Source organism: Lactococcus sp. LG1267, from assembly GCF_017309545.1.
GTDB lineage: Bacteria > Bacillota > Bacilli > Lactobacillales > Streptococcaceae > Lactococcus > Lactococcus petauri.
In genome coordinates this window covers 1,125,558-1,147,794 of the sequence record NZ_CP071295.1, presented here as the reverse complement: position 1 = coordinate 1,147,794, position 22,237 = coordinate 1,125,558, and the positions used below count along the sequence as shown (strand labels likewise).

The window sequence follows — 22,237 nt, the reverse complement described above, 5'->3', positions numbered from 1 at the left end:
CTGAATTCAGAGACTTGGTTTTTTTATTAAGCTTTATTTTTTAACTTGTCTTCATTTTTGATATTATTAAGTGATTGTTTCAAAACTTTAAGTAAGCCATCGCTGCTATAGATTAAAACATTTGATTTATAAAGTCGAGCAGAGAACAGGAGTATAAACAACATCGTTATAAACATAATTCCCATGGAAATCCAGACTTGTAAATTACTTGCTACACCTGTTGCAATTTGCATCGGTAAGACAAAACTCGAAATAAAAGGGATATAACTTGTCACGGTCATCACGATATTATCAGGTTGAGAAGCAAAAATTACAGAAAGCATGTAACCAAGTAACCCAATCATTGTCATTGGTGTTTGTGCTTTAGGTACATCTTCAACACGAGAAATCAATGAACCGGAAAGAGCTGCTAAAAATGTAAACAGGAGAATTCCTAAGATGACAATCGGAATTACAAGCCAAAATTGTCCAGTAAACACTTCTTGAAGATTTAAACCGTTAAGGAAGCTACGCATCATGTCATTATCTCTGAAGATTAGATAACCTACTCCAATCTGAACAGCATAAGCAAGAACATTGACTGAACAGACTAAGATAATCCCCACTAATTTTCCATAAAAATGAGTTTCGGCTTTAACGCTTGAAAGAATCACTTCCATAATACGCGTTCCTTTTTCGCTGGCAATTTCTTGCGCCACAATACTACCATAAGTTGCAACAAAAATCCAAATCATTACAATCAGGACTGTTGCTATAACCTGCCTCAAACCAGAATAATCTGTACCTTGAATTCTATTGCCATCCGCGTCAAACTCAACATGCACAGGCTCTAATTTCGCGGGAGAAAGAAGGTTCGTTTTTTCTTCTGGTGACAAGCCTAATTGAGTGGCAAAGACACTTTGCTGGATTGCTGTAAGCGTCTGGGAGACAGTCATTTGAGTTGCCGTATCAAGAGAACGTGTGGTTTCTAAGGTTGAGCTTATTTTCCCTTGTTCCATCTCTAAAGCTAAAATCGCGCCTACATCTTCATCTTTAAGTTTACGATTTGCTGCTGTTCTGTCCATTACTTCATACTTAATATTGCCTTTAACTTCAGTCAGCGCACTTCCAATTTCCTTGCTTTTTGTCACTACCGCAATCCGATCAACGTCGCCTGCTCCATCATCTGCTACTCTTGCAATAACATAAATAACTAATCCAATGAGAAGCGGGAGAAAGACCATAACTAAAAAGGCAACTGATTTAACATTTTTACGAAAGACTTCTTTCACGATTGTCCAAAACTTACTATTCATGTGCATCACCTGCCTTCATTTTGAATATTTCTTCCAAGCTTGGCGGTTGTTGTGAAAACATCTGGATATAGCCTGATTGTGTAACATAGTCAAAGACAGCTTTGCCTGCTTCTTCATTTTCTAAAGTTAACTCATAAGTACCATTACGCTCCACCTGTACTTCTTTTACACCTTCCAGCTGTGCGAGATCTTCTTGTGCTACCGGTGCTTCAATAAATACTTTAGTCCGTCCAAAACTTTGACGTACAGCATCAACGGTTCCATCCAGTATTTTCTTACCTTCTTTTACCATTATCATCTTATCCACCATTTTTTCGACATTCAGCATATTATGGTCTGAAAAGACAACACAGACTTTTTGCTCACGTAATTCAGCTACAGCTGTTTTGAGCAACTCTGCATTCACAGGATCTAAACCAGAGAACGGTTCATCTAAAATAACAAGCTTCGGTTCATGAATCAGCGTAGCTATAAGCTGAACCTTCTGCTGATTCCCTTTTGATAATGTTTTAACCTTATCTGTGCGCTTGCCTTTAACCTCAAATTTTTCCATCCAATAATCGATTTTCTCATCGATTTCTTTTCGCGTTTTGCCTCTTAGTTGACCAAAGAAACGCAACTGAGTTTCTATACTATCTTTAGGATAAAGCCCTCTTTCCTCTGGTAAATAACCAATGATGTTATATTCATCACTAGAGAGCGGCTTACCATTCCAGAGCACGCTTCCTGAATCTTGCATCAAAAAATCCAATATTAATCTAAATGTTGTTGTTTTTCCCGATCCATTTTGTCCAATAAAACCTAAAATTTCACCATCTTCAATAGTAAAACTCAGATCATCAACAGCAACAAGTTCTCCGAATGTCTTTCGGAGATTTTTCACTTCGAGCATCCCTTCCTCCTTAAAATTAAATGATAATCTTTTAACTTAGTATACCTTATTAAGTAGATATATTGAAGTAAAAACCTTATCCTTTCCTAGTTAGAGGTGAAAAATTAAAAAAGAAGCAAGTTCTTCTTGCTTCTTGTGTTTACTCTTTTACTAAGGACGGATAAAGCTCACGCCGGCTGTTGAACATTCACGTTCAGTCCCCCAACCACCGTTAAAGTTGCCTTCTTTGACTCTCATCGTAGAGCCAGAAACAGAGATGACTACTGCAACGTGTCCAACACCACCGGCACCCTGGTTTCCTGGTGGAAAGACAGCAATAGTTCCCGCTGCTGGTCCACTGTTTGCGTAACGTACCCAGTCTGCCGCATTACCTACATATGTTGGAATTGCACCACCAAAGTAATCCCAAACATAAGCCGTACATTGTCCAGCTGGATATGGATTCGTCGTTGAAACTGGTGGTTTAGGATCTGTAATTGGCGGCTTAGGTTTCTCAATTTCAGGTTCTACAGTTTGATTGCCTTCATCAACAACTGGTGGTGCCACTGGATCTGGTTTACTTTCCACTACAGTTTCTTTGACCTTTTCCTGTTGGGCTACCACTGACTCTTGTGTAGCTATTTTTTGAGCTTGAACAGCTTCTTGTGCTGCTTGCTCAGCTTCAGCTTTTTGAGTTAACAATTCTTGTTTTTTGCCTTCTTCAGATGTGATTGTGGCTTGGTAATTAAGTTGCGCAACTTTAAGTTGTGCTTCTTGTGTTGCCAATTCATCGGCTTGAGTGCTCAACTCTTGTTGCAAGCGCGTGACTTCCGCGTATTTTTCCATATTATCTTTGAGTTTCGCTTGAACATTCTTTTGATCTTGTTCTTGCTGTTCAATCATTGCCTTATTGGCACCTGCAACAGTCGACATAGCTGTGATTTTTTGAATGGCATTGGTTAGAGATTTAGAATCCAAAATTGCTGAAATATAATTCGTTGCTGAACCATCAGTTTGAGCACTTCGTGCTTGTGCTTCTAATGCGTGACTACGTTCCTCAATATTCTTGTCCAATTCACGAATCTGTGTAGACTGCGCTTTTTGCTGTTCTAATAGCTTTTCTATCTGTTCTTGCATTGAAGTTTGCTTAGCTTTTAGGGCCCCTACTTGGGTCCCAACTGCTTCAACTTTCGCTTGAGCTAGACTGGCCTCATTCTTCAAGTTTGCAATCTTTGAGTCCTGTGCTGCCAACTTATTTTCCGTTGAATCTGCCTTTACAGCAGCTAAGGGAGCACCTGTATTCAGGACAACCGTTGAAAGCATCAGCGTCATAATTAATTTCTTTTTCATAAACTTTAAATTTACTTCCTCATGTTTTCTTGTTTGAACATTACTATTTTATCACAAAACCTTTTGTTTTTGTTACAAAAACTGCTTGTTGCGTTACATTTAAATTACCTATCATTGCACCAACGTAACCTGTTTTTAATACTCTATATAATTTAAAGAAACAAAAAAAGCTCCAAAATAAGGAGCTTTTAAATAAAAGGGCGTTAATTAATATTATAGTTTTGCAAGAACTTTATCAACAAAGGCATCAACTTCATTGATTTGTTCTTTTGTTAAATCACCCCCAGCAGGTGCGAAAAATGTCATACCTTGCATGTTTAAATGCAAATCAAAAGATTCTTCATTAACTTTAATGCCTTTGTCTTTTGCTGCTGCAGTAATTTTTTTAATTGCAGATTCCAAGTGACCCGAAGTAGAAAAGGCAACAATTTGTTTGATTTTACCACTGTCTAAAGCTGCCAAGTATTCCTTCATGTCTTTTGTTACAGAAGCAAACCAAACACCTGCTCCAAGAAACAAGACATCTACTTCCTCTTCTAGGGGTTCAGAGATTCGTTCTGCTTTCACATCAATTTTTTTCGCAATTTCATCAGCAACTGCACGTGTATTTCCACCACGTGAAGCATATCTTACTGCATATTTCATCTTAATAATTCCTCCTTTGTTCCTTCACTTATAGACTATCATATTTTGTGAAGTATGTGAAATTTCTAGCTTATAAATTTCGTGGACTTCTTAATATTGTTGCGGTCATTCCACATAAAAAAGCTTTTCCTTGAAAAGCTTTTTTATTTACTTATTCTACGTCTCCCTTTTGGCTTCACTCTTTTATAGGATGAACGAGACAGACGCGCTCTTTTATGTTCTAATTTCTTTCTACCTGCTTCGCGAACTAATACGAACTCAGGCAATTGATTATATTTCATGGAAAGTACGAGCCCTAAACCAATAATATTACTGATCAATGCCGAACCACCTTGTGAAATGAACGGTAAAGGAATACCCGTCAATGGGACCAAGCCAATCGCCGCTCCAATATTTTCAAAGACATGGAACAGAATCATCATAATAATCCCCGTGGATATAAAGATATAGAACTGATTATTGGATTGAAAAGTCACCCGAATCATACGATAAATCAAGATGAAATAAAGTAAAATGACAAAAGTTGCACCGACAAAACCAAAATCTTCTCCGATAACGGTAAAAATCATATCTGATTCACGGACTGGTACGTTGACATTTGCCACTCCAAATCCATGTCCAAAGAGACCGCCGACACCGATAGCAATCAAAGCACGAGATTGTTGAAGTGAGAATGTCTGTGTGTACTCAAAGGGATGAAGCCAAGCTAAGAAACGATTAACCTGATATTGGCTGAAAACAGTTCCTAAGAGCTCTTGTCCCTTAGGATTCATCACCATAGCTACAACACCCACGGCGACTAGGATAGCTATGAGGAGGACAGGCAAGATAATTTTCCAAGATACCCCTGAAACAAGAATGATTCCCGCTACAATCACAAGGAAAACCATAAAGGTACCAAAGTCTTTTTGTAAAGCTGCGAGAATAGCAATGGGCACAGTAGCCAAGCCAATTTGTCCAATTAAGATAAAATCATCTTTAAGATAACGTTTTTTCAGTTTGTTTTGAAAGGAAACGACAATCCTTGCTAAAAACAATATATAGGCTATTTTCATGAGCTCCGAGGGCTGGAAAAGATTGGTGTTATGAAAGGCAACCCAGTTCTTTGCACCTGTCAGCTCATACATCGAAGGGCTGTAAAAGAATATGGGCAGCACCATCAAAATAAGACCAAAACCATACAGAACCGGCGTAAGGTTCCAAAGCAGCCTCGAGTCCATATGCATGACAATTAAGGCTAAAATAACACCGACAATAATCCAAGTCCCTTGTTGTCCAACCATCTTAACCGCTTGTGTCGGATAATCATGACTTACAGCAACCCAAATGGCATAAAGACCGATAACTGTTAAAAGAAAAGCTGGTAGAATAAGCGCATAGTCAATACGACTGTCAAAAGTTAGCTTATTTTTAGGCTGCTTTTTCTTTTTATTTATTGTATTTGTTTTATTATTCAAAATGAAGCTCCATCACTAGAAAGTCTATAGGCTCTATTATACATTATTTATATAAAAATGGTTGCTTTCGCAAAACCATTATTGTTTGTTATTTAAAGTTCTTCTTAGAACAAATTTCCAAGTAAGTTTCCACCGAAGATTAAAGCATACGAATAGAATAAAATCGGTAGTGGCTTACATAAAATCATCACCCAGTTAAAGAATTTCCAACTCATACGAGTCTGACTCGCAATGAGAACCAAAGCATCATCAGGCGCGATTGGTGAGAGAATTAAAAGTAGAAAAGCGATATTAAATCTCTTTTGCCCTTTTTCGAGCCAAGCCATATACTTGTTGTAGGTTTTCTCTTTGACAAAGACCTGAACTAAGGACTGTCCATACTTTCGACCAAGATGGAAAAGTATCACTGAACCAACAACTATCCCGACATAATTGTAAACAAAACCCCAGAAAGGTCCAAATATTAAGACCCCTGCTGCAATTGTTAATCCTCCCGGAATAATCGGAATAATTACTTGAATAATTTGCATACAGAAGAAAATTATCGGACCAAGCAAAGCATGCGCTGTTACTAGACGTTTCAAAATTTCTTGATCTTGAAAAGCCCCGAGATGCCAGAGGTAAACACTACCAACAATAGTAGCAATAAAACCCAAAATTGTAATCACGTTAAAAACTCGTTTGGTATATTTTAAGACATTGTTGTTCATCTTCACCTCGTGTGGATTTAGTTTGCTCTTTCTTTCAGATATTTTTCGCCTTCTTCAATCCAAAGTTCTCTTTTCTCAGCTAAACTTTTAAAGCCAATCTTATTACGAGAATCTGTGAATCGTTTTTTACGATAAAAGTAATGATTTTGTGGATTTTCTTCGAGACTGCGAATGGAGAGACTGACTTTACCATTGTACTCATCAATATCTATTATCTGAGCTTTTACATGTTGCCCTACTTTGATAACTTCTCGAATATTTTTGACGAAACCTGACTGAACTTCAGAAATATGAATCAAGCCTTTATGTTCAGTATTTTGACGGTCCGCAAACTTTACAAAAGCACCATAATCTTGGAGCCCGATTATCTCAGCAGTGACTTTATCACCAATTTTTACGGATTTATCAATCATTTTATTTCTCGATAATTTCAATATTTTCGATGACTACATCGTCAACTGGACGATCTTGCATTCCGACACGTACAGCGGCAATTTTATCTAAAACTTCAAATGATTTTTCATCTACAAGTTGGCCAAATACTGTGTGACGCCCGTCCAGATGCGGTGTTCCACCTTGAGTGTAGACTTCAGCAACTTCTTCAGGCCATCCACCATCAATCAAGGCTGATTTTGGATAAGGGAGGTTTTGGTTTTGAACAATGAAGAACTGGCTTCCATTTGTATTTGGTCCAGCATTGGCCATTGACAAGGCACCACGAATATTGAACGCATCTTGTGAAAATTCATCTTCAAATTTTTCACCATAGATTGATTCACCACCCATACCTGTTCCTGTTGGGTCGCCACCTTGAATCATAAAGTCTTTGATAATACGGTGGAAAATAATACCATCGTAGTATCCTTTTTTGCTGAGTTCAACAAAGTTTTTAACAGTTTTTGGAGCAAGCTCGTCAAAGAGTTTCACAGTCATATTCCCATGATTAGTATGGATGATTGCTGTTGTTCCATCATATGCTTCAAGATTAAGTTGTGGGTAAGTCATTTGTTTCTCTTTTCTAAATTTTATCAAAAATCTCGTAGATGAGACTTTCATTTTTGTAAGTTTAATCGATGAGTTGAAGTGTACGCAAAGCTTTTAAAATACCATCTTTCTGTACTGTATCCGTGACATAGTCTGCTTTTTCCAAAATGAGAGGATGTGAGATTTTCATAGCCACCGAAAGTCCAGCCAAATCAAAAAGCTCCTTATCATTAAGCTCATCGCCAAAATTCATCATATTTTCTGGTGCAAGACCGAGATATTCTAATACTTTCATACAACCATTGGCTTTGCTCCCTAAAACCGGAACAATATCGGAAGAATTCGGGTGCCATCGTACCATTCTTACTTTTTGAGCCAAACGTTGAGGCAGTCGAAGTCTTTGATCATGCTCAGAGATTGTAAGGAGTTGAAAAACATCATGCTCTTTGTAGTAATCTGGTTTAACTTCGAGTACGCCATAATCAGCTGGAATAACGCTCTCAGTTAATCCTTCCCATTTTGAAGCTTTTAAGTTCTCATTTCCTACAAAAAGATATTCAGCACCTTCACTCTTTAGCCAAGACACTATTTCATCAACAGTTTTTTTATCCAAGGGATTTTTGTAAATAATCTCCTGCGCCTGGTTTTGCACCAAAGCACCATTAATCGTTACAAAAAAATCAGGATTTAAATTGCGGATTTCAGGGAGAACATTATAGTAATTTCGTCCTGTCGCAATACCTGTTTTTATTCCTTTTTGGCGTAAAGTTTCAAAGATAAAGGGTAAGCTTTCGGGTATATAGCCTGTTTTTAGGTCACGTAAAGTATCATCAATATCGAAAAAAATAATTTTGATTTTTGAAGCTTTTTCGATTAAATCTTTCATGACTCTATTATACCAGATATAGGTTATTTTCGCTATTGTACATACAATTAGGGATGATGATTTCTACTTTTTAAAATTTTTTACTGATCGACCAGTTTGTGTTGGATAGCATAAATTGTTGCTTGCGTCCGATCATTCACTTCTAATTTATTAAAGATGTTAGAAACATGTGTTTTAACTGTTTTAAGACTTATAAATAGTTGATCCGCAATCTCCTGATTAGAAAGTCCCTGAGCTAATATTTTCAAAACTTCCATTTCTCTTTTTGAGAGATTGTCATACAATTCAGGTTTTCGATGCTTTTGTTGATTGATTTTTTCTTTAACCGCTCCCGACAAAACATCTTGCCCGCTCGCAACTTTACGGATAGCACTGGCAATTTCGGCAGCCTGAGAAGTTTTGAGAATATAGCCTTTTGCCCCAGCAGCCAAAGCTGGAAAGACTTTTTCATCATCTAAAAAGCTCGTCAAAATCAAAATCTTCTGTTCTGGCATTTCCGCTAATATTTTTTGCGTCGCACCAATGCCATCTAGACGGTCCATAACCAAATCCATCAAAATGACATCTGGTTTTAAATTTTTTGCTTTAAGATAGCCTGATTCGCCATCCGCTGCCTCTCCTACGACTTCAATATCGGGCTGAATATTCATAAAGCTAGAGAGCCCTAAGCGGACCATTTGATGATCATCAACAATTAATAATTTTATTTTATCCATTTTTTCCTTTTAACTTCTTATTGGTTCACTTGTGGAATGCGTATCTCGACACTTGTACCTTGATTTGGCGCACTAATAATTTTAACATCCCCACCGAGCAAAAGCGCGCGCTCTTTTATATTGACCAGACCATAGCTGGCTGATTTACTGTCTCGTGTATCAAAGCCGACACCATCATCTGCTATTCTAAGAATAATATTGTCATACTGCTCTTTCAGAACAACTTCAATATTATCAGCTTGTGAGTGCCGTAGTGCATTGCTCAGAATTTCCTGTGCCATGCGGAAGAGGTTATCTTCAATGTTAGAGGAAGCTTTAATATCACTGAGTTTTACATTGATATTGGCGGATATCTTTGCTTGTAATTCATCCGTTAAGGAATTTAAACCTGCCGAAAGGGACTTGCCGTCCAATTCAATAGGTCTTAAATGCAACAACAAGGCTCGCATCTCATTTTGTGCTTCATGCAAGATTTTTAAAACTAAACGTGTTTGTGTCAAAATTTGATCTTGTGTGAGATTAGAGTTTTCAGCTTCGCTACCCGTTACAGAAGAGAGAATCATCGTTGCGGCAAAAAGTTCTTGACTGACCGAGTCATGAAGCTCTCGTGAAATACGTTTTCTTTCTGTTTCTACAATTTCGGCTTTATTTGCCGATTTTTGACTTGAGAGTTCTTGCAGCTCTATAGACATCTCTTTTAAGCGCAAATGAAGAGCCTTCAATTCTGGATGCTCTGGTTCTTGGTTTTGACTCACACGCTGGATATCTTCATAAAAGTCTCTCTTAATTTTGCTGTTTTCCAAAAAATTGAAAAAAGTAAAAACCAAAGCCAATAATCCCGCTACCGAGAGAAAGATCCATATCCCATAAAAATTATTCGCAATCTCGCCCATAATACTGGCTGTTGAAACACCGCTCGTGATTGAAAACAATAGCACATCAACCAAAACAATAATGATAAAAAGGACGGTAAAGGTTTTAATGATTGATTTCTTCATCCTTTCACCACCTCAACATTTCCTGTTTCAACCTGGAGTTTAATACGCATCCGTTTTTGCGTATCTTCTGTCATATCTGAGAAATAACGAAAATTTACAGGGTTAATTTCGGTCTCTTCATCAAAAATCTTGACAATGCCATTGTGTACCGTAATTTCTAAAGCTACGGCAACATCTTCCGGCACGATAATTTTAGTATTTCCTGCTGATTTTTTGATGCTCAAGCTGTTTCCTTCAGGCCTAAAATTGACATCGTAGAGATCAATTACATCATTTCCATTTGCCCGTGTGATGTCTTCCTGACTCTCCGCATAAGCTTGGCTATAAGAAGAATTTGGCATCGTGTAGGCTTGCCTTTTCCAAAAACTAATCCCAACCAAAAGAGGAAAGAGAAGAGCAAGCCAAAACCATCCAGCTGTCAAGAGCATTACTGCAAAGAAAATCCAGAGCACAGCTGTGACAGGACGGAGAAAGGTTATTTTACGTGACAATATACTGAAAGATATAGCTAAAGCAAGCAATACAAGAAAGTACGGTGATTTTATAATATGCAAAAGCAAAGCAACTATGATACAAAGCTCTATAACAATAAATGTTTTTATCCGTCTATTCATACCTCTATTCTACCAAAAAAAGACCGCTCCATGCTCGGTCTTTGGTCTTATTTTGAAATTTCTACTTAGCGAATACCTAAAGCGATCTTTTGAATAAGCTTGTCTTTGACTCCTCTTTATGAAAGCGTTACAATTATTATATAGAAAGGAAATTTTATGGTTCCACAATTAATCAAAGCAGAATTACTAGCAAATTTTAGAATAAAGTTAACTTTTGACAATAACGAAATTCGTTTTCTTGGAACAAAGAAGTCTAATAATTTTATTGAAGAAAACAATATCTTAAAAAATATGTCTGCCGCTTGGGGAGCTAGTCTGTCACCACTTGCAGGGCCCAGCCAGAAACTAGAAATAAATAAGGATGGAAGTTTATCGGATAAGTGTATCTAACCTGTCTGAACTTACACTTTAATTTGATTACTTTAGATACTTTTCCTCACTCAACTTCTGTCCAATATAGATAGAAGTTTTTTTAGTCATCTTGTTTGTACAATGCTAACAATGAATGATTTAAAAATAAAAATACTTTCCCTTTTTACAAAATAAAAGAGAATCCTAATGAATTCTCCTGTAATGCTTTTTTGAGTAGATTAGCGAATACCTAAAGCAATACGCGCATAGCGGCTCATTTTATCTACTGTCCACGCTGGAATATTTTTGAAATTCTATTTTCAATTGTTGTTATATCATTGATTATAGACCACTATACTTTCAAAGTCAAATGATAAATGGCTTGGACTGTGTACTAAATGTACTATAAAACCTTATAAAATGAATATAAATTTATATTTGAAAACTACTACTCTTTCCGTTAGTCATTAACAACTTCCCTTTAATATTTTGATGTCATTTTTATTTTATATTTCACATATATCTTAAATCTAAATTGAGTATTGCATACTTTTATTAAAAACTTATGCGTATCGCCGTGTATTTTTCCGCTTCCTAATAATAAATTAATTTTTCCCTATAATTGTTACTTCTAAAAAAAGGGATATGCTACTTATAATTTTTTTTAGTTCACTTTTTTATTTATATTCTTGATATAGTATAAAGTAAACTGATATATTGTTCTGCCCAAAGAAATTTCACTATTAAAATATGACAACAACTAAAACTAACTCCATCTTTCATAACTTCTTAATAAAGCGAGATTGTTCATTGATAAGAACACAGACTCTAAGGCATCAATATGATCTTTTTGCCTATTACGAAAACGAGAAGTACCAACTGGAATATAAACAGCTTTTTTAGCCCTTGTTAGCCCCACATAATGTAATCGTTTATCATCTTCAAAAGAATTATATTTTATACCGTGCTCTCTGGGAATTATGTATTTGTAGCAATCTAGCAAAAATACTAGATCAAATTCTAATCCCTTAGATTTATGATAAGTCATGACTTGGACTTCATTATTCTCTACATCCTTAAATGTATTTAATAAGTTCATATTTCGTAGAATATCATATAGCTCCTCTTTATCTTCTGTTGAAACATCTATACTATATAGCACAGAATATAAATAGATTATACTATTCATATGGTTCTTAATCTGAGTACTATCAACTAAAAATACTTCATTAATTTTTGTTTTAATTTGACGCTTTATGTTTTTATCAGTATTTACCTGTATTAACTCCTCAATGCATTCTGTTATCGTTATATCTTGTTTTTTATAACGAAAAAAATTAATTAGTAGTTTAGAACAGAATCTATTAAATTCATTGGTGTATTTAAATGCTTTAAGACTATAGTTTTTATTAGGAATTGATAAGATATCACAAATCCTATTAACTCCAGAGTTATCTCGACAGAAAAATGCAATATCTGAATAGTTTTCAATAGCATATTTCTCCATTAAATAGCTGAGTTTTCTCTCAATTGAATTAACTATATCCTCTTCATTACCATTTATATTAACTTTTACAACTCTATATTCTTCTGGTAGTATTGCTTTATAATCACTATCCTTAAATCTCATAGCATAATTTGTTATAGACTTGTGCGACCTATGATTAATAGTTAACTCAAAAGATGGATGTATACTATAAAAGTAGACAGAACTTTATGTGTTATAATCTGTTTTAAAAGACATGAAAACGAAAGGACATCCTATGTCAAAATCTAAACGCTACGATGAAGAATTCAAACAATCCCTTGTCAATCTTTATCAAACTGGAAAAACTCAGTCTGAACTCTGTAAAGACTATGGTGTATCTCAAACAGCACTTTCTAAATGGATCAAACAGTATTCTCAAGTTAAACTCGAAGATAATTCTGTACTTACTGCCAAACAAATACAAGACCTACAAAAACGTAATGCACAGCTTGAAGAGGAGAACCTCATCTTAAAAAAAGCAAGTGCCATATTCATGCAAAACTTAAAGTAAGACTCCTCGCTGTCTATCGGTTACGCTTTGAACACGCCACAACAACCTTGTGTCGTGTTTTACATGTCAATCGTTCTACTTACTATAAATTTTTAAAACATAAGCCCTCAAAAAGAGAACTGGATAATCAAATTTATAGAAAACAAATACTTCAAATTTATACCAAAGCAAACAAAAGACTTGGTGTGAAGTCTATCAAGGTCATTCTTCAAAGAGACTATGATACAAAAATCTCTGAAGGAAGAATTTACCGTCTCATGAAGAATATGGCGCTCCCTAAAATGGCAACCGTTAAGCCAAAACGCTCACTTAAAGAAGTTCAAAAAACGTACCCTCAGAACTTACTCAAGCAAGAATTTAATCCTGACCAACCAAATCAAGTATGGACAACAGACTTCACCTATATTTCTATCGGATATAAGAAACATGTCTATCTCTGCGCTATACTTGATCTCTACTCTAGAAAATGTATTGCTTGGAAACTCAGTCATCGTATCGATGCAAAGTTAGCATGTGACACTCTAGAATTAGCACTTAATAAAAGAAAGATTGAAGGAACACTTCTCTTCCATTCTGACCAAGGTTCACAATTTAAGGCCATTGAATTTAGAAAAATAATTGATGACAATAATATCATGCATTCTTTTTCTAAGCCTGGATATCCTTATGATAATGCCGTTACTGAAGCATTTTTCAAGTATTTGAAGCATAGACAAATCAACCGAAAAAATTATCAAAATATGAAACAGGTTCAATTAGATTGCTTTGAATATATTGAGAATTTTTATAACAATTACAACCCACATTCGGCTAATCTTGGACTCACTCCTAATCAGAAAGAAGAAAATTACTTTAATTCAATCAATTAACACTTTTTTCTGTCTACAAATTTGACATTAGTCCAAGCCCAGCCAAGTAACATAACAAGTGTAGGAACTGTTGTCATTGTTGTTCTGTTGTCTTTATCAAGATACCCAACCATTTGAGATTGTAATAACTTAACGTATACTAATTTTTCATCATTGTTTGTGTCCGCAAACATCTTGTTTGGGATTTGTACGAAATTTTCAACTGCCATCATGCTTAACCTAATTCTTTCTATTTTATATAACCTGCAAGAGCCTTATCTAATTCTTCTGTTTTAAAGTAAACCCAAAACTCTCTCTTTGTTTTTGGATGTAATGCACTAAACTCTGAATCAATTTCACATTCAAAGTAGAGATATTGTTTAACTCGTTTGTTGTAACAAAAGAACATTTTGTCTCGTAAAGTTGTTGTATTGTTTTCCATTTTGTTTATCTCCTATTAATTTCAACTATTTATTTCTTAAACTTATTTACCAGTGAGTTCTTTATACTCATCTGCTGTAATCTTTTCAAATGTAAATCCTTTATGTGTCTTATGACGACCAGTCAAACACTGACGAATTGCAGTGGATGAGAACCCACTATCTCGTTCAGCTTGAATTGAGTTTCTATAAACACCAATTACCTCACCACGATAATCAATCACTTTGAATGGATTTAAATTTTGTTTGCTACACTGTTCTTTTTGCTCATCTGTCCATGTACGACCTTGTTTTTTCACACGTTTTTATAAACCCAGTCATACCAAGGCTTCTCAGCCTTTCCTGCTTTAAAGTGCTTACATTTCTTTATTTGTGACGCGATTGTAACGTAAAATCAATATGAAAGAAATAAAAAAACATAAAATAAATGAAAATAATACGATATTTTTGAGACTCAGCAACCAAAGTATAGAACTCAGCCACGAATCTCTTATAAAGTATTTAATTTTGTTTATTTTATGTTTTTTATTATGTTTAAGTTTATTATTTTAAAATTGACAATTAGAAGTCAAATTATTTACTATATAACCATTATAACATATTAATATAATTTACGCAAACGAAATTATACTTTGGTAACATATCAATTGTACATTTAACACACATGTGTCTAATAACAATGTAATTAGTGGTTGCCCACGGCTTGATTAATTCCGTATGAAAAAAATGTAAAAAAAATTGACAGATATTTCATGCAGGTTATGAAAAAAGTGTCAAAAAAAAATACAAATATTTCAAACGGACTATGAAAAAAGCGTCATTTTTTTTACAAATATTTCAAAGTATAAAGAGAAGAAAAAGAAAGAAAAGAAAATAGAAAGAGAAGAAAACTATGCGCCTACGGCTTTCTCACCTGCGGTGCTGTTTCGCTAACGCTCGGAAAACCCTCTAAGGGCTAAAGCCCTCTTTCGCTATCGCTCAATTCACCCTCCTATCAACATATAAATTTTGATTGTTTTAATTCATGATAATAAAAAAAGCTCTTACAATTAAGTAAGAACTGTTTGTTTTGTTTATTCAGTGCATAGTGACTATTAATGTTGGAATTGTTATCTTATCTTAAAATTGATAAATCTACTGCTATCCAATTCATTACATTTAACAATAAGTTTTTTAACTTTATAACAGGGAACTCTTAGAATTTCATTCCAACAGCTTGAGAACTAGATAAAGCCTTAGTATCTAACTCACTTAATTTAGATGCACGAGTTGAATATGAACCAGATGGATTTATAGCTTCATCATTGAAATTAAAAACATTCTGAGCAAAATCTTCTAAATCATCCGCTCTATTTGATTTTTCTGGAAAATATTTTCTTATTAATTCCGAAAGGTCATGTGCAGAGTCAATATTATCCTGAAAGAAACTATTCAATTCACTAAACTCATTACTATACTGTGTTTGAAAAGCATTGACAGCATCTTTAAAATCAGTATAGTGTTTTCCATTTACAGTGGCATAATTTTCATAAATAGCATCTCTCCAGACTTTAGTGATTCTATTACCGTAAGACTCTGACTGGGATGCTTTAAGCATTGCTTGTATATATATATTGCTCCATTTGTTATTTACTTCATCTGTTATTGTTTTTTCATTTTTTTTAGCCTCGGACTCATCCTTAGAGAATTTTTTATCATATTCCCTAGTCATTTTTATCATTTGAAATAAGTTAGACTTGTTATTTGCATTTTTAGACAATACAATCCATTGACCATAATCGTTAACATGATTTTCTGGTGCAAATTTGTTTTCAGACAATTTTTCAACATTATCAATCTGTACAGCAATTTTAGAAGAATACCTGTTTACTGATTGACGGTATACTCCTAACAATATAGCGCCTAAGACAACTACTATTGCAATAATTATGGCTATTTTTTTATTTTTAATTATCGTTTTCATTTTTTCCTTTCAACCAATAATTATATTAAATTTCTTACATCTCAGCTATGTATTTGTTCTGATGACAAGCACTCAGTGATATCCCACATAAAGCAACCATTCCAATAATTGCAATCTTCTTCATAAATCTCTCCTTGTTAATAAAATTAAAATGAATACACAACTCCATTCATTCGCTTCAAGTATAGCAAATAATGAATTTTTATTCAAGATTTTTCAGTGGGCTAAATTTTAATGCCTTAGTTATTAATTGTTCATTGGTTAGAGACTGTATGTATGTTTGAGTTATTGATAAATTGCTGTGTCCTAATAACTTACTTATAGTAAATACATCTTGTCCTAGTTGAATATTTTTGACTATATAATAGTGTCTAAATATCTGAGTTAAACACCTCACAGAACCTCTCACATTCGCTTTTAAGCCTGTTTGAGTAATCATTAACTCAATGTTAGCTACTGACTTTATACGGTGTCCTGTCTTGCTTAAAAACAGGTTATCATCTAATTTCTTGCATTACCATTTCTATTTCTTAGTATATCTGTCCTATTTAATCTAAATTTTGCAAAGGACTATATTTAATCATCTTATTAATCTCATTTTCAATATTTAAGCTCCTAAGATAAAGCTCCGTTGTTTTAATGCTAGCGTGACCTAGTAGTTTTTGTATCATGTATATATCAACATTTTCTCTAACTAACTTCTGAGTAAAGTAGTGACGGAAAGTATGAGGTGAGATACGGATACTGTCACGAATGTTCACAGCTTTTCCTATTTTATAAATTTCTTTTTCTGCTAATCTATAATCATATTTTTTACCAAACTTAGTGACAAATACATTTTCGGTGGGAATTATTCCATTACTGGACAAATAATTATCTTTTGCTCTAGTGTATTTAAGATATTGTTTATATACAAGTGGTGAACAATGCACAATTCTATCTTTTTTACCTTTACCATTCTTAATAATAATTTGAGAATCGTTAATGTGTTCTAATTTTAAATTCAAAGCTTCATTTATCCTCAAACCATTATCCGTGAGTACAAGTATTAGCAAGTAATTCCTCTCATTCACAAATTTTGTACAAAATCCAGTTCTTCCTTTTCCCGTTTTCTTGATTTTATTGAAAGTTCTTTTTCTTGTATATCGGAGCATCATTTTAACTTCTTCATCTGTAAATGTATTAACAACAGTTCGTCTCTCTTTAATTCATTTAACACGGTGTATAGGCGCTTCCTCATACCTCATGTATTCTTCATTAACACAGTATGCAAACAATGCCCTGATAGCTCTCAAATGTGCATTAACGGACGTTTCCGAGTAGCCACATTCTAGTCTGTCAACTAAATATTGTTTTATATGAAGTGGTTTGATTTCGTTAATATTTAAAATCTCATTTTGGTACAAAAAAACAGAGAAAACCTTTAGTGTTTTTTCTCTGAATATAATTGTATTTTTCGACAATCCTCTTGCTTTATTATCAAAAAGCATTTCTTGAATTGCTGATTGAATTGAAATTTCCATGTTGTTTTCCTCTGTTTTTATTAGATTTAACAACAATAAATGTTTTTTCAAAAATGGCTTAGATACCGTACTAAATGTACTTTTAAAGGGTTAATATTTTTATCAAGAGCCTCTTAAATCCAGTTATACCAATATTAACGAATCCCTAAAGCGATACGCGCATAGCGGCTCATTTTATCTACTGTCCATGCTGGATACCAGACGAGGTTGACTTTGATTTCAGTTACTTCTTCAACTTCTTTGAGCGCATCATGAATTTGATCAGTCAAAACGTCTGCTAGCGGACAACCCATTGTTGTCAGTGTCATTTTAACTTCAGTAAACCCATTGTCTTCAAAGGAAATTTCATAGACCAAGCCCAAGTTAATGATATCAATACCTAGCTCAGGGTCAATAACAGTCTCCAAGGCTGCTAAAATCTTTGTTTTAATTTCTTCTATTTGTGTATCAGAATATTTGCTTTCTTCACTCATAAATTTCTCCACATTTTCATTGTAAAATCTATTTGACATTGTTATTCTACCATATTTTTAAAAATTTGACGAGAAGAGTAAAAGATAATTTATAAATCATTTTATAGACACAACGTCTAAAAATTGTTATAATTATAGTGATATAAAGTTTTAAGACAGCACTTGCTGTGTAGGGAAAAGGATACACTGTGGAGAATAGAAAAGAACGTACAAAAGCGCGACTTCGCGATGCAATGACTCAACTTTTACATGAAAAGCCATTTGATCAAATTACAACCACTGAGCTTGTCAAAGTTGCAAAGATTAGTCGGAGTGGATTTTATACGCATTATCAAGACAAGTATGAAATGATTGATCAATATCAAAAAACATTGATCAACACAATTCAATATGTCTTTGAAAAAAATGATGGAGACTTGCAAAAAACAATGCTTGAAACCTATGAATTTTTAGATAATAACGAAATCTACGCAGCCCTGCTTTCTGAGAACGGCAGCAAGGAAATCCATCAATTCATGCAAGCGAAGTTAAAAAGTATGATTGAAAACTCAATTATTCCAAGAGATTCAAGAAGAAATAACCTCGGTCGCTTAGGTAAAATTTATGCTGCAACTTATTATGCTAATGCTATGTTTGGTCTTACACAGGCCTGGATTCGTCGTAAGCGTAAAGAAACACCTGAAGAAATTACAAAAATACTCAGTAAGCTTATCAACTAATTAATTATCCCCAAAATATCCAAACCCTATGTTTGGATATTTTTTTATAAAGCTTGAATACTTTTAAGTAGTCTTTCGAGTCCATCTTTTACCTTGGCTCGTGAACAGCCAATGTTTAGTCGGAGAAAGTTCCTTCCTTCCTGACCGTATACTTCTCCATCCATAATAGCTACTTTTCCTATGTTGATTAATGCTTGTTGTAACTTATCCATAGGAACACCCTGTTCTGAAACATCAAGCCACAAAAGGTAAGTTGCTTCTGATTCGATAAGCTTTATTTTTGGCAAATACTCTTTTAAAAAAGTTCGCGTGAAGTCTACCGTATCGTCCAAATAGTTTTTCAATTCTTCCAGCCATATATCAGATGTCTGGTAAGCTGAAATCGTCGCTTCCATTCCTAAAATGCTGCAAGAAGAGAGTCCATCTTTTTCCTTTAAATGTTGACAAAATTCTTCACGAAGATTCTCATTTGGAATTAATAAATAGGAAAAAATCAATCCTGGAAAATTAAAGGTTTTGCTGGCAGATGTTAAAAGAGCAATATTTTCTGTACCGTATTGCAAAATCGGGTGGTGTTGCTTATCCTTGCGTAAAACATCCATGTGAATTTCATCTGAAATTAAGAAGACATCGTACTTTTGACAAAGCAATACCACTTGTTGTAGTTCTTCACTTGTCCACACACGTCCTGTAGGGTTATGGGGCGAACAAAAGAGAAGGATTTTGTTGTTCGGATGTGCGAGTTTTTCTTCTAAATCTATAAAATCAATCGTATACTTTCCTTCGTTAAAAATCAATGGATTTTCTACACACAAACGATTGTTGGCTGTAATGGTTTTAAAGAAAGCATCATAAGCTGGGGTCTGGACAACAACACCTTCTTGTGGCTGAGACTTGATTTCAATCAACTGAGAAAGTGAGTAAATCACACTTGGACTATACAAAATCCAGTCCTCCTCAATCGCAAAATCAAACTGTTTTTGATACCAAGCAGAGACAGCTGATTTGAAATGTTTGTGATTCCAACGTGTATAGCCATAAATCGGATGTTGAATCCTCTTTTGCAAGGCCTGATTAACCGTCTCTGGGATAGCAAAATCAGTATCTGAAATGGTAAAAGGCAATAAATCTTTTTGACCAAAACGATCTTCTACAAAATCCCACTGTGTACAAAACGTTCCTTTTCGCTCAATTATTTTATCAAATTCTGTCATATCAATAAATGGTAAAACAAGACGTTTGTCTTGTTTTACTGTTCTCCTTCTAAATCAAATTATCCAATGCGTTGCGGACAGTCGTTACTTTCGTTCCAATAATAACTTGAACACTTGTATCATCTAAATGTACGACTCCTAAAGCACCTAAATCTTTAAGCTTTTCATCTTCAACAAGGTCACCATCATTTAAAATCAAACGGAGACGTGTAATACAGTTGTCGAGTGTGACAATATTCTCTTTTCCACCCAATGCAGCTAAGATTGCTTCGGCATTATATCCAGATGTATTGCCACCATGTGCTATTTCTTGCTCTGAATATTCCGGTTCGAGTACAGCTTCACGTCCTGGTGTTTTCAAGTTTTTCCATAGGATAACCTTTTTAAATGTGAAGTAGTAAGCCGCAAACCAAAAGGCACCCACGAGAGGAATCAAGAACCATTGTGTATATGAGCCTTGCATTACCCCAAAGATAAGGAAGTCGAGCACGCCACCATCTGTATTACCAATTTTTACGCCTAATAGGCTGACAATCATTGCCCCTAGACCAGTCATAATCACGTGGAAAATCCAAAGGAAAGGACTGATAAACAAGAAGAGAAACTCAATTGGTTCTGTTATCCCTGTTACAAAAGTAGCAATCACACCCGAAATCAGGAGCCCTTTGACTTTTGCTCGATTTTCAGGTTTTGCTGTACGATACATGGCAAGAGCTGCTGCTGGGAGCCCAAACATAAACGTTGGCATTTTTCCTTGAGACAAGAAAGCTGTCGCAGAGCCGGAAATTGGTAAACGATTTGCTAATTCGGCATAGAAAATGTTTAAAGCACCGTAAACTTCATGTCCATCAATGAGTGCTGTTCCACCAGCCTGAGTAAAGCGAATGGTTGCAACAAGAATGTGATGCAAACCAAAGGGTAAAAGCAGACGTTCGCCAGAGAAAAAGAGAAATGGCCCAAAAATACCTGCACGTTGAATCAAGTTGCCGACTTGCTGGATAAGAAGGGCAAACAGTGGCCAAATGACAGGAATCGCGAGACCTACCAAAGCCATAACTAAGGCAGTAATAATTGGTACAAACCTTGATCCGCCAAAGAAAGCAAAACTATCTGAAAGTTGAATGTTGTAAAATTTCTTGTGGAGATTGTAAACAATAATACCAGTAATGATACCTCCAAGAACACCCATTTCGATAGTTTGGACACCCAAAGCCATACCTTGCCCAGCCTTTTGCATGAGTTCAGGATCAGCAAGCTGTCCACGTTCAGTCAAAAAGAAGTTGATAGAAAGATTCATAACCATATAGCCAACGAATCCTGAGAAAGCTGCTACACCTTTTTCTTTCTTAGCTAAACCGAGAGGAATAGCCATAGCAAACATCACGGGTAAATTACTGAATGCAAAACCACCAATGGCTGAAAAGAAACGAAAGACTACTTGCAGTACTTCGTTTCCTAAGAGAGGAAAAGCATCAATAGTAGATTGACTCGAAAACGAACTTCCTAGCCCTAAAAGAAGACCCATAAAAGCCATTAAGGCTACAGGGAGCATAAAAGTTTTACCTAATTCTTGGAAGAAACCACCTAGGGCAAATTTTTTCTTTTTCTTGGCTTGTGGCACTTTAGTTTTTATTTCGGTACCTTTAGCCAAAGCTTTTCCTATTGGTGAACCTCCTTTTACCTTTCCTGAGGCACTGATCGTCATACTCTTTAATTTTTCTGCTGTATTTGTAATAACAACAATGGCTGTTTTTTCAAGTCCCGCATCTTCGACTGCTTTCCAATTCACGCGCCCAATTACTTGGCCCGCTTTAACAGCTTCTTCTTCTTTGATGGTAAACTCAAATACTGCCTTATCCAGACTGACCGTATCAATACCAATATGAAGTAATACTTGCAAATCATCTGCAGTACTAAATCCAGCAGCATGTCCTTGAACCATTCTTACTGTACCAGAAACTGGTGCATAGATTGTTTCACCTGTTGGTTCTACAGCATACCCATCTCCCATTGTTTTTTCAGAGAAAATAGGGTCTTTAACATCCTGCAATGGGATAATTTCTCCCTCAAAAGGAGAATAGAGGTTTTTTTGGTTACTCATCTTTTAACCTACCTTTATATTTTTGTTGTAAGTTAATATT

24 protein-coding genes and 1 pseudogene are annotated in these 22,237 nt (G+C 35.1%); 3 read left to right on the top strand and 22 right to left on the bottom strand.

Features of this window, described 5'->3' with window-relative positions; translation table 11 throughout:
- Positions 1-26: 26 nt before the first annotated feature.
- The 12 genes from J0J33_RS05690 to liaF form a co-directional block, all read right to left on the bottom strand.
- Positions 27-1,295: an ABC transporter permease gene (locus J0J33_RS05690; RefSeq protein WP_019293731.1), complete on the bottom strand. Its 1,269-nt coding sequence runs from the start codon at positions 1,293-1,295 to the stop codon at positions 27-29.
- Positions 1,288-2,187 carry an ABC transporter ATP-binding protein gene (locus J0J33_RS05685; protein WP_019293732.1) on the bottom strand — a complete coding sequence of 300 codons (900 nt, stop codon included), beginning with the start codon at positions 2,185-2,187 and terminating at the stop codon, positions 1,288-1,290. The genes J0J33_RS05690 and J0J33_RS05685 overlap by 8 nt, the downstream gene beginning before the upstream one ends.
- 150 nt (positions 2,188-2,337) lie before the next feature.
- Positions 2,338-3,516 (bottom strand): CHAP domain-containing protein, encoded by a 1,179-nt coding sequence (locus J0J33_RS05680; protein ID WP_206921608.1) that lies wholly within the window; start codon positions 3,514-3,516, stop codon positions 2,338-2,340.
- 213 nt (positions 3,517-3,729) lie between these two features.
- The gene (locus J0J33_RS05675) at positions 3,730-4,161 is read right to left on the bottom strand and encodes a flavodoxin family protein (RefSeq protein WP_004258465.1); all 432 of its coding nucleotides are present in this window, start codon (positions 4,159-4,161) and stop codon (positions 3,730-3,732) included.
- A gap of 143 nt (positions 4,162-4,304) precedes the next feature.
- On the bottom strand, positions 4,305-5,618 hold the full coding sequence (locus tag J0J33_RS05670; RefSeq protein ID WP_206888493.1) for an FtsW/RodA/SpoVE family cell cycle protein: 1,314 nt from the start codon (positions 5,616-5,618) through the stop codon (positions 4,305-4,307).
- Between the two features lie 104 nt (positions 5,619-5,722).
- Positions 5,723-6,328, bottom strand: a complete 606-nt coding sequence (locus tag J0J33_RS05665) for a TVP38/TMEM64 family protein (protein ID WP_019291660.1) — start codon at positions 6,326-6,328, stop codon at positions 5,723-5,725.
- A gap of 17 nt (positions 6,329-6,345) precedes the next feature.
- Entirely contained in the window at positions 6,346-6,741 is a 396-nt protein-coding gene (locus tag J0J33_RS05660) for a CvfD/Ygs/GSP13 family RNA-binding post-transcriptional regulator (RefSeq protein ID WP_019291661.1), read from the bottom strand.
- Position 6,742: 1 nt separating this feature from the next.
- On the bottom strand, positions 6,743-7,333 hold the full coding sequence (locus tag J0J33_RS05655; RefSeq protein ID WP_206888491.1) for a peptidylprolyl isomerase: 591 nt from the start codon (positions 7,331-7,333) through the stop codon (positions 6,743-6,745).
- Positions 7,334-7,394: 61 nt separating this feature from the next.
- Positions 7,395-8,198 (bottom strand): Cof-type HAD-IIB family hydrolase, encoded by an 804-nt coding sequence (locus J0J33_RS05650; protein WP_019291663.1) that lies wholly within the window; start codon positions 8,196-8,198, stop codon positions 7,395-7,397.
- A gap of 80 nt (positions 8,199-8,278) precedes the next feature.
- On the bottom strand, positions 8,279-8,914 hold the full coding sequence (locus J0J33_RS05645; protein WP_004258491.1) for a response regulator transcription factor: 636 nt from the start codon (positions 8,912-8,914) through the stop codon (positions 8,279-8,281).
- 17 nt (positions 8,915-8,931) lie between these two features.
- Positions 8,932-9,912, bottom strand: a complete 981-nt coding sequence (locus tag J0J33_RS05640; protein ID WP_165714407.1) for a sensor histidine kinase — start codon at positions 9,910-9,912, stop codon at positions 8,932-8,934.
- Entirely contained in the window at positions 9,909-10,526 is a 618-nt protein-coding gene (gene liaF, locus J0J33_RS05635) for a cell wall-active antibiotics response protein LiaF (RefSeq protein ID WP_019291665.1), read from the bottom strand. The genes J0J33_RS05640 and liaF overlap by 4 nt, the downstream gene beginning before the upstream one ends.
- Positions 10,527-10,682: 156 nt before the next feature.
- Between liaF and J0J33_RS05630 the strand changes: the two genes are divergently transcribed.
- Complete coding sequence (locus tag J0J33_RS05630; protein WP_240265502.1) at positions 10,683-10,916, top strand: hypothetical protein; 234 nt, start codon at positions 10,683-10,685, stop codon at positions 10,914-10,916.
- 727 nt (positions 10,917-11,643) lie between these two features.
- Here the strand turns inward: J0J33_RS05630 and J0J33_RS05625 are convergent.
- Positions 11,644-12,507 carry a 3'-5' exonuclease gene (locus tag J0J33_RS05625; RefSeq protein ID WP_206888488.1) on the bottom strand — a complete coding sequence of 288 codons (864 nt, stop codon included), beginning with the start codon at positions 12,505-12,507 and terminating at the stop codon, positions 11,644-11,646.
- Between the two features lie 133 nt (positions 12,508-12,640).
- Between J0J33_RS05625 and J0J33_RS05620 the strand changes: the two genes are divergently transcribed.
- A protein-coding gene (locus tag J0J33_RS05620; protein ID WP_206889150.1) for an IS3 family transposase occupies positions 12,641-13,785 on the top strand; the annotation gives its coding sequence in 2 pieces (ribosomal slippage) (positions 12,641-12,872 and positions 12,872-13,785; 1,146 coding nt in all).
- Here the strand turns inward: J0J33_RS05620 and J0J33_RS05615 are convergent.
- The 7 genes and pseudogenes from J0J33_RS05615 to J0J33_RS05580 all read right to left on the bottom strand — a co-directional run bounded on the left by J0J33_RS05615 (position 13,782) and on the right by J0J33_RS05580 (position 18,163).
- Positions 13,782-13,997: a hypothetical protein gene (locus J0J33_RS05615; protein WP_206888486.1), complete on the bottom strand. Its 216-nt coding sequence runs from the start codon at positions 13,995-13,997 to the stop codon at positions 13,782-13,784. The two genes, J0J33_RS05620 and J0J33_RS05615, sit on opposite strands and share 4 nt — an antisense overlap.
- Before the next feature lie 17 nt (positions 13,998-14,014).
- On the bottom strand, positions 14,015-14,206 hold the full coding sequence (locus J0J33_RS05610; protein ID WP_206888483.1) for a hypothetical protein: 192 nt from the start codon (positions 14,204-14,206) through the stop codon (positions 14,015-14,017).
- A gap of 42 nt (positions 14,207-14,248) precedes the next feature.
- Positions 14,249-14,503: a hypothetical protein gene (locus tag J0J33_RS05605; protein WP_206888481.1), complete on the bottom strand. Its 255-nt coding sequence runs from the start codon at positions 14,501-14,503 to the stop codon at positions 14,249-14,251.
- Between the two features lie 896 nt (positions 14,504-15,399).
- Positions 15,400-16,167, bottom strand: coding sequence for a hypothetical protein (locus J0J33_RS05600; RefSeq protein ID WP_206888477.1), 768 nt, complete (start codon positions 16,165-16,167; stop codon positions 15,400-15,402).
- Between the two features lie 202 nt (positions 16,168-16,369).
- Positions 16,370-16,615 carry a hypothetical protein gene (locus tag J0J33_RS05595; protein WP_370629145.1) on the bottom strand — a complete coding sequence of 82 codons (246 nt, stop codon included), beginning with the start codon at positions 16,613-16,615 and terminating at the stop codon, positions 16,370-16,372.
- A 100-nt stretch (positions 16,616-16,715) separates the two neighbouring features.
- Positions 16,716-17,690 (bottom strand): annotated as a pseudogene (locus J0J33_RS10940) (tyrosine-type recombinase/integrase).
- 134 nt (positions 17,691-17,824) lie between these two features.
- Positions 17,825-18,163, bottom strand: a complete 339-nt coding sequence (locus J0J33_RS05580; RefSeq protein ID WP_017369035.1) for a metal-sulfur cluster assembly factor — start codon at positions 18,161-18,163, stop codon at positions 17,825-17,827.
- A gap of 188 nt (positions 18,164-18,351) precedes the next feature.
- Between J0J33_RS05580 and J0J33_RS05575 the strand changes: the two genes are divergently transcribed.
- On the top strand, positions 18,352-18,882 hold the full coding sequence (locus tag J0J33_RS05575) for a TetR-like C-terminal domain-containing protein (protein ID WP_019292025.1): 531 nt from the start codon (positions 18,352-18,354) through the stop codon (positions 18,880-18,882).
- Positions 18,883-18,926: 44 nt separating this feature from the next.
- On the opposite strand, the gene J0J33_RS05570 is transcribed toward J0J33_RS05575, so the two are convergent.
- On the bottom strand, positions 18,927-20,096 hold the full coding sequence (locus tag J0J33_RS05570) for a MalY/PatB family protein (protein ID WP_019292024.1): 1,170 nt from the start codon (positions 20,094-20,096) through the stop codon (positions 18,927-18,929).
- Positions 20,097-20,145: 49 nt separating this feature from the next.
- Positions 20,146-22,197 (bottom strand): maltose/glucose-specific PTS transporter subunit IIBC, encoded by a 2,052-nt coding sequence (malX, locus tag J0J33_RS05565; RefSeq protein WP_206921605.1) that lies wholly within the window; start codon positions 22,195-22,197, stop codon positions 20,146-20,148.
- Positions 22,198-22,237 lie beyond the last annotated feature (40 nt).

Bases quoted from the DNA above. Each gene is read 5' to 3' on its own strand.
- J0J33_RS05690 (WP_019293731.1), bottom strand. From the start codon at position 1,295: ATGAATAGTAAGTTTTGGACAATCGTGAAAGAAGTCTTTCGTAAAAAT.
- J0J33_RS05685 (WP_019293732.1), bottom strand. From the start codon at position 2,187: ATGCTCGAAGTGAAAAATCTCCGAAAGACATTCGGAGAACTTGTTGCT.
- J0J33_RS05680 (WP_206921608.1), bottom strand. From the start codon at position 3,516: ATGAAAAAGAAATTAATTATGACGCTGATGCTTTCAACGGTTGTCCTG.
- J0J33_RS05675 (WP_004258465.1), bottom strand. From the start codon at position 4,161: ATGAAATATGCAGTAAGATATGCTTCACGTGGTGGAAATACACGTGCA.
- J0J33_RS05665 (WP_019291660.1), bottom strand. From the start codon at position 6,328: ATGAACAACAATGTCTTAAAATATACCAAACGAGTTTTTAACGTGATT.
- J0J33_RS05660 (WP_019291661.1), bottom strand. From the start codon at position 6,741: ATGATTGATAAATCCGTAAAAATTGGTGATAAAGTCACTGCTGAGATA.
- J0J33_RS05655 (WP_206888491.1), bottom strand. From the start codon at position 7,333: ATGACTTACCCACAACTTAATCTTGAAGCATATGATGGAACAACAGCA.
- J0J33_RS05650 (WP_019291663.1), bottom strand. From the start codon at position 8,198: ATGAAAGATTTAATCGAAAAAGCTTCAAAAATCAAAATTATTTTTTTC.
- J0J33_RS05645 (WP_004258491.1), bottom strand. From the start codon at position 8,914: ATGGATAAAATAAAATTATTAATTGTTGATGATCATCAAATGGTCCGC.
- J0J33_RS05640 (WP_165714407.1), bottom strand. From the start codon at position 9,912: ATGAAGAAATCAATCATTAAAACCTTTACCGTCCTTTTTATCATTATT.
- liaF (WP_019291665.1), bottom strand. From the start codon at position 10,526: ATGAATAGACGGATAAAAACATTTATTGTTATAGAGCTTTGTATCATA.
- J0J33_RS05630 (WP_240265502.1), top strand. From the start codon at position 10,683: ATGGTTCCACAATTAATCAAAGCAGAATTACTAGCAAATTTTAGAATA.
- J0J33_RS05625 (WP_206888488.1), bottom strand. From the start codon at position 12,507: ATGAGATTTAAGGATAGTGATTATAAAGCAATACTACCAGAAGAATAT.
- J0J33_RS05615 (WP_206888486.1), bottom strand. From the start codon at position 13,997: ATGATGGCAGTTGAAAATTTCGTACAAATCCCAAACAAGATGTTTGCG.
- J0J33_RS05610 (WP_206888483.1), bottom strand. From the start codon at position 14,206: ATGGAAAACAATACAACAACTTTACGAGACAAAATGTTCTTTTGTTAC.
- J0J33_RS05600 (WP_206888477.1), bottom strand. From the start codon at position 16,167: ATGAAAACGATAATTAAAAATAAAAAAATAGCCATAATTATTGCAATA.
- J0J33_RS05580 (WP_017369035.1), bottom strand. From the start codon at position 18,163: ATGAGTGAAGAAAGCAAATATTCTGATACACAAATAGAAGAAATTAAA.
- J0J33_RS05570 (WP_019292024.1), bottom strand. From the start codon at position 20,096: ATGACAGAATTTGATAAAATAATTGAGCGAAAAGGAACGTTTTGTACA.
- malX (WP_206921605.1), bottom strand. From the start codon at position 22,197: ATGAGTAACCAAAAAAACCTCTATTCTCCTTTTGAGGGAGAAATTATC.